Source organism: Candidatus Angelobacter sp., from assembly GCA_035607015.1.
In the GTDB taxonomy this organism is placed as follows: domain Bacteria; phylum Verrucomicrobiota; class Verrucomicrobiia; order Limisphaerales; family AV2; genus AV2.
Genome location: DATNDF010000359.1, coordinates 1 through 6,837, shown reverse-complemented (window position 1 = coordinate 6,837; position 6,837 = coordinate 1). Strand labels below are relative to the sequence as shown.

General features: G+C 57.5%; 4 protein-coding genes. 1 reads left to right on the top strand and 3 read right to left on the bottom strand.

What is annotated here, in order from left to right:
* Nucleotides 1-233: 233 nt before the first annotated feature.
* On the top strand, nucleotides 234-950 hold the full coding sequence (locus VN887_14375) for a response regulator (protein HXT41194.1): 717 nt from the start codon (nucleotides 234-236) through the stop codon (nucleotides 948-950).
* Nucleotides 951-1,022: 72 nt separating this feature from the next.
* Here VN887_14375 and VN887_14370 read toward each other — a convergent pair whose 3' ends face one another.
* From VN887_14370 to VN887_14360, 3 genes are all read right to left on the bottom strand, one after another.
* Nucleotides 1,023-2,810, bottom strand: a complete 1,788-nt coding sequence (locus VN887_14370) for a DUF4132 domain-containing protein (GenBank protein HXT41193.1) — start codon at nucleotides 2,808-2,810, stop codon at nucleotides 1,023-1,025.
* Between the two features lie 843 nt (nucleotides 2,811-3,653).
* Nucleotides 3,654-4,019, bottom strand: a complete 366-nt coding sequence (locus VN887_14365; GenBank protein ID HXT41192.1) for a hypothetical protein — start codon at nucleotides 4,017-4,019, stop codon at nucleotides 3,654-3,656.
* Between the two features lie 223 nt (nucleotides 4,020-4,242).
* Nucleotides 4,243-6,837 (bottom strand): alpha-2-macroglobulin family protein (locus VN887_14360; GenBank protein ID HXT41191.1); only part of this gene is annotated, 2,595 nt, incomplete at its 5' end.

Here is a 6,837-nt window from a genome sequence, read left to right as displayed (position 1 = left end):
GCTCGTCAGCCGGCGCGATCAGATGGTAAGGGACCTCGGGCTCACCGGCGAAATCGCGCTTTTGCGCCCGTGCGGGCTGCACAAACCAATTGCGTCAACAAAACCCGCGCGCACAGGCCGTCGTTAATCCGCCCGGGCCAGGGGCGTGTGCGGTCGGACGCGCGGGCGTGGCAGGGGGGGGGATTGAAGTTGACTGGCGGTGCCACTCACGGAAACTTGTTCCGCCGCTGGTGATGAAAAAATTTTATTTGATGGTTCTGGAAGACGACCCCGTGACCTCGATCGCGTTGGCCAAGACCCTGCACCTCGCCATGCCGGATGAACTCGTCCTGACCGCCCGCACCGTGGCCGAGGCGCGCCTGCTTCTGGAAGAGTACGATGTCGATTTTTTTGTCCTGGACGTGAACCTGCCGGACGGCTCCGGCATTGATTTTATCGCGGACATCTCCAACAAGAATCCGTCCGCGAGCGTGGTGATCATGACCGCGCAACCATTGCCGGAATACCGTGATCAGGCCGAAGCGTACGGCGTGCTGCGCTTCATGGAAAAGCCGGTCCATTACATGACGGTGGCCGCGCTGGCGCGCGATTGCCGCGCCGCGCTGGCGGCACAAACGCGGGGAAACACGGAGTTCTTCGCGGCGTCGCTCACCCGGCTTACCGTGCTCGACATCATTCAACTCAAGTGCCTGAACAACGCCACTCAAATCATCGATTTTACCTCGGCCAAGGGAGGACGCGGGCGCGTTCATTTTCAAAACGGCGAAATCATCCACGCCAGCACGGCCAGCGCAAAAGGCGAGGCGGCGATCAGCGAGATCATTGGCTGGCGCAGTGGACGCGCTCAGGAAGTCCCCGACGCACCGCCCGTGGAACGCTCCATTTTTACCGCCTGGCAAAGCCTGCTCCTGAACGCCGCTCAGTCGGCGGACGAGAACCGGGCCTCCTGACTCCCTTCGCTGAACCTTCTTACTTGACGATCAACGCCGGACTTTCGGTTGTTGAATTTTCGGATTGCGATCCTATTTGAGTACGATTTGCCGTCGAATTGTCTCGTCCTTTATCTTTTGATCATCGACAAGAAGAAACGCTTTGCTGAGAATAACCGACAGCATACCGTCACCTTCAAATGGCAGGAACACTTTGTCGCTCGCCTTCGCCGCGAGACTGCTCCGATCCGGTACGATGCATAGATACTGGTCGTTCGGCTCCATGAGAATGTTCCCGCTGCCAAGGTGAATTTTGTAGGTGCGGAGACAACCTTTTACGACCATGAACTTATCCGCAAAGGAGCACTGGCCAGCGATCTTGAGCCGCGGGACGAGGCGTTGCAGCACTTCCTTGCGCGTTTGCGCCGTGGCGGTCAACATGCCGAAGGAATAGCTCTGCCAGTAATCGCGATAACGTCCCTCAGGACCGCCATCCGTCCATGCCGGGTCGTTTCCGATGCTGGCCACGCCCACAAATAAATCCACGTCGCGCATGATCTCGGAAAACACCAATGCTGGGACATCTTCGAGCGGCAGCGGCTGACCATCTTCGTGCCGATAGCTCGCGTGCGCGGTGCGCGGCGTCGTTTCCGTCGAATAAAAGCGTACTTGGTCCGTTGCCACCCAAAGGAAAGTGCCCGTCTCGTTCGTGTCCGTGCCGTAATTGTCCCCCGCGCCCTCAATCCAGAACTCAGCTCGCAATCCCCATCGCGGGAGCAGCCGCGTGGCGGGCGGGAACTCGGCGTCAACCATCAGACGCAGTTTGTTCTTCCAACCGCGCAGGGCGGCCAGTGCGTTGAACTGATGTTGCTTGAGCAGGTGTGCGCCGAAACGGTTCGAGTAGGTGTTTGTGCGCCGCTCGGCGTCGGTGAGCACGTATACTTCGCGATGCGCCTGCTTGAACGGCTGCTGAATCTGTTGCGCATCGAACCACTCCCGCCAGCGAACGATCTCGTCCACATCGCGGCCAATGGGATGCCAGAGCGTGGCTGTGGTTTCGCTGTTCAACTCCTTCACCGGCTTGAGGTCGATGTCCACCACTTCGCCATTGAACCAGATCCCAGTGGTATTCTTCTTCCCGTTCGTAAAAATCCACAAAAGCCGCCTGGCCAGCACGCCTACGAGCGGATGATTGAGATACCGCTCGCGCCACACGGCATACGGCCAGCGTTTTTGTTGCACGAAGAGACTGTCGATACGCTCCCGCTGTGCATGCAGCATCCGCTGGATGTCCTTCACCGCGGCTTGGAGTTCCTTGAAGTCATCCGCAAACCTTGCTTTCACCACCGCAGGGACTGACTGCTGACGTTTGCCGTCAGACTTAAGCCAAGTGATGGCGGTTGAGTTCGTGCCGGTCACGGTCAACTCTGCCGCGTAATCGCCGAACGTCTCGTTACAACGCCCGACGCCCGTCAGTCCGTAGGCGGGCACAGCCATTTCTTCGAGTTCTTCGCGCGGCAAGCCGACTCGCGCCGCCGTCACTTCTAGCGCTTTTTCGATCATCTTCTGCGCCGTGCCGAATTTGACCCGTACCTTGAGCAGCGCGAGTTGCCCAACGCCTTCCATGCCCGGCATCATGCCAAGCGCTGTGACACACGCGTTGCCAACCTTTACTTCGCGCGGCCCTTTCTTGGGAATCTTGCGATAAGTGCTGAGGGCCAGCGCAGCCAAAGCGCGCGCGAGTTCCTTATCTTCGCGGAGACCGCAACACCACGCCAGGCCTTTGAGGATTTTAGAGTGAGGTTCGATGATAAGTTGGTTTGGATCGGGCTGGTAATCTCGATTCCAATCGGTGAGTTCCACAGTGCGTGGTTTGTCCATGAGCGGAAACCAAACCAAAACATTGCGTTTGAATTGTTCGAAGCCAACCGCGCTTAAGTGAGCTTTCGCTGATTTGACCCACTCTGATGAAGGGTTAGCACCAGAACTCAGCGAACAAGCGGCGATCAATTCGCCCCAGTTCAATCGCACCCGATCCGAAAAGGCTGACAAGGTTTTGATAGCGATGTCCGCCCAAGCTTCTCCAGGGTAAATCGGCAGCTTGCAGCCATCACCTCGAAGTCGCGAAAGCCGGCCTACCAGCTTTTGTTCAGGAGCATTGGAGATGCAGTTGATTCCACTACTTAGTTGAGCGACTGCGTCGATCATGCTGGCAGGAATAGCACCTTTTTGAAACCGATTCTCGATCACCTTAACTATCTTATCGATGAAACGGATGTTTGAAGTAGTCACTATTCCCAACGACGCAATATTTCGAATAATATGTTCCAAGTCATCATCCGAAAATTCAATAGTGCGTCGGAACAACCGCTCACATACGATGCTTTCGGCGGTGGGATAGCATTCCATCCCTCTCAAGTTGTGGTATCGATAGTCCCAACCTTCTTTCGGCTTGCCCAGTTTGCTGGGGATTTCAGCCAGTTTCTCGGAAGTCAAACGAACGAATGCAGCGTGGACGATTTGCGGAGCGGTTAATATGGCCTTTACTTCAAGAAGGTGGCCGATGTCTTCAAAGCGTCGGTAATAGCCAATCGGAGCAACGGCCTTATTGAGATTCGCTGCAAGCCGTTCCACTGATGGAGTCGAGATTATGCTCGTTTTGTCCATCACCCTTTCTGTCTTTGCACGGATTAGTTGTTCGAAATCTGGAATTTGTTATCTGGTTCATCCCCCCACCAGCGGCACCAGCTTCACGAAGCTGACCTCCGTGTCCGCCCTCACTTCGAATTCGTCGTCGAGCCGCCCTGCCTGCTTGTCGCCAACAATGACGAAGAAGCCGTTGCGCTCGAAGGCCTCGACGGCGCGCTGGAATTGCTCCTGCCAGTCGAGTTTGCGGCGTTCGTGCAGACGGTAGCCGTTAAGCGTGCGCTCGGCCTCGGTCGGCTCGACTAGTCCTCGGAAGTATTCCGGCTGGCGCGTGTTGTAGTCCTGCACCTCCTGGTAGATACGGGCGCGAATGAGTTCGTGCACGGTCATGCGCTCAGTCAGACATTCGAGAGTGAACGAGTGGGTCTTCTGCCCAGAACTCATCTCGTCGTGGATGGTAAGCATAGTCGGCATGGTGTTGGACCGTCAGAATAGCAGCGTTGCTAGACAGGGTCAATTTCGGTCCCAAGTATTGGCCGCGCACTAGCGTTTTGGACTACGCCAGCGTTCCGGCGCTTCTTCAGAGACGAATAGCGTTTGCCCCCGAACTCAGGGGCGGCGTAGCGCCGCAATCCAAGACCTAGCGGCAGGTTCGCTGTTGCAGCGATCAGTTCACCTGCAACGCCAGACTTTCCGAATGGCTGTTGAACTCCGGCGCGTACATGCACTGGATTTCCGCGATGCCGGTCTGGTATTGGCCGCGAAGCTGGACGCGCGTAGAATACTCGAAGACATAGGTGCCCTTCGGCAGGTAATCGATGAAGAAATGGCTGGCCGTGTCGCGCGTGCTTTCGTAATAGGCCAGGCCGTCCTGATATTTGTATTGTGAAAGGACGTTCACCGGCTCGGTGCCGCTGCCGCGCTGGTCTTTCAGGTGGATGTATTCCATATCGCGATCCACACGGAGTTCGATGCGCACGACCAGTTCGTCGCCGACGTTTAACGCGCCTTTCATCGGCTCCAGTGTCGGACCTTTGTTGGTGTTGACTTTGGTGTAGAGCGATTTCTTGAGCTTGAGCGGCGTTCCTTCGTAAGGCGTAACCTTGCTCATGTCTTCGAGGTATTGCCAATGCACGCTGCCCCAGGCCACGCCTTCATCCGCTTTCTTCACGGTGATCTCGCCAAGCTTCGGTTTGATCTCCGAACCGGTGAATCGGCGCTCGTAAAATCCAGTGCCGGGTTCAACAGCGGGCGCGGTAGGGTCGGCGCGCTGCGCCGACCCCGGACGCCGCGGCGCGGCGTCCCTACCAGGAGTCACATTCACACCGCCCACGGTCACCTCCACCAGCTTGTCGCTCGCCAAAATGTCTTTGCCGCGCAATAGCAGCGCATACACGGCGTCGGCCGTCGCCTTCGTGGTCTTCCAGTCCTGCGTCTGCTTCTGTTTCAGCAACCAGACCCGGCATTCCTCGACCGCTTTGGCATCGCCCATGACTTCGTCGAACGCCTCGATCATCAACGCCTGCGTCTCGATCGGCGCGCGATACCACCACCAGCTCAATTCCGTTTCGCGCCAGAACATGCCCATCTCCTCGTTCGTCACGCTGCGTTCTTTGATGGACTTCATGATGTCGCGCGAAGTGGCAACGTTTGGTTCACCGCCCCAGCGCTTGAGCGCGATGGCGAGATGGCCTTGTGACTGGCGATTGTCCACCTTGAGCCAATGCTTGCGCGCTTGAGCGAGGAAGAAGTCAATGGCCTTCTGGTGCTGCGCCGCGATGGGCCTGTCTTTCAGGAAAAAGCTTCGTCCGTAGAAATAAAGGGCGTCCGTGGCGCTGAGAACGTATTTGTCGGGATCGGGCCATCTCATGATGTCGCGGTAGTGCTCCTCCATCCAGTTGTCCAGCCGCAGCAACGAGCGAACGGCCGGTTCGACGTTGATATCCACACCAAGGTGCCGCATCCGGCCAAAGCCCGTCGTTATGTAAAGCGTGATGTAGTCATTGCCGCGCCCGCCCGGGAACCACGGCCAGGAACCGTCGGTCAATTGCATCTCGGTCAGTTTCTGCAACGTGCGCCCGGTTTCGTAGTTCAAGCGGTTCTCATCAAAAAGAATTCCCACGTTCTTCCGCGCCTGGTTCTCACTCTGCGCCTGGCGCAGCCACGGGGTTTCTTCGATCAACACGCTCTTGAGGTCCTGGTTCTTTTCCAATGGCGAATCGAGCGCGGGCGTCCCTTTCCATTGGTCGAACACGCGGCGGATTTTAGGATCGGAGCCTGCGATGAAACGGGCGAGCGCGTTCGCATAAAACCGGTTGAACGTCTGCTCGGTGCATTCGTGCGGGAACTCCATCAGATATGGCAATGCCATTACCGCATACCACGCCGGATTCGACACCATTTGCACCGTCAGGCTCTGGTTCCGGAGCGTCTTCGAGCCGCCGGATTTGAGCAGTTTCGTGAACTCGAACTTTTTCGTCGCCGGACCGCGAATTGGCAGCGGCAGCGACTCGGTCACGAGGATGCGCCGCGACAACACCGGCAGATAACCTTCCTCGCCGTCCGAAACTTTGTCGGTTGCGCCAACAGCCTTGAAGGTGAGGAACGGCGCGCCGTCCGGAACTTTGATGCGCCATGAATAACCGCGCGATTCCTTGCCGGGAATATCGAACTCGATTTCTGGCTTCGTATTGCCGAGCAGCCTGTCCGCGGTTTCTTCGTTCAAAGCCGAGTTGAAGGTGAGCCGCACCTTGCCGGATTGGCGATTCGTCGTCTGATTCGAAACTTTGACGGTGAACTCGATTAAGTCGCCTTCACGCACGAACCGGGGCGGGTTCGGCTGTACCATCAGGTCTTTCGAGGTGACCGCCTTGCCTTCGAGGAAACCGGAGCGCAACTGTTTGTCGTGCGCAAACCCGAGGAATCGCCACGTCGTCAGCGCCTCGGGCATCGTGAACGTCATCCGCACGACGCCATTGCTGTCCGAAGTGAGTTGAGGAAAGAAGAACGCGGTCTCGTTGAGATTCTTCCGCGCAGTGACCTGGCTGAGGTCAGGGCCTTTCGGTGGCGATGGGGGTGGGACTCCACTCGCGCCTGCGACCAATCCGGTTAAGATGCGGCTTTCTGCGTTTGCCTCGGCCTTCGCCATTTTCATCTGTGCAGGAGTGGCTAGCGCCGCCGCGTCAAAGGCAAACGTTTGGTTGCGCGCCTCGGACTCTTCGAGCACCGCACCGCGCATCGACAATCCATAGTACCTTGCGCG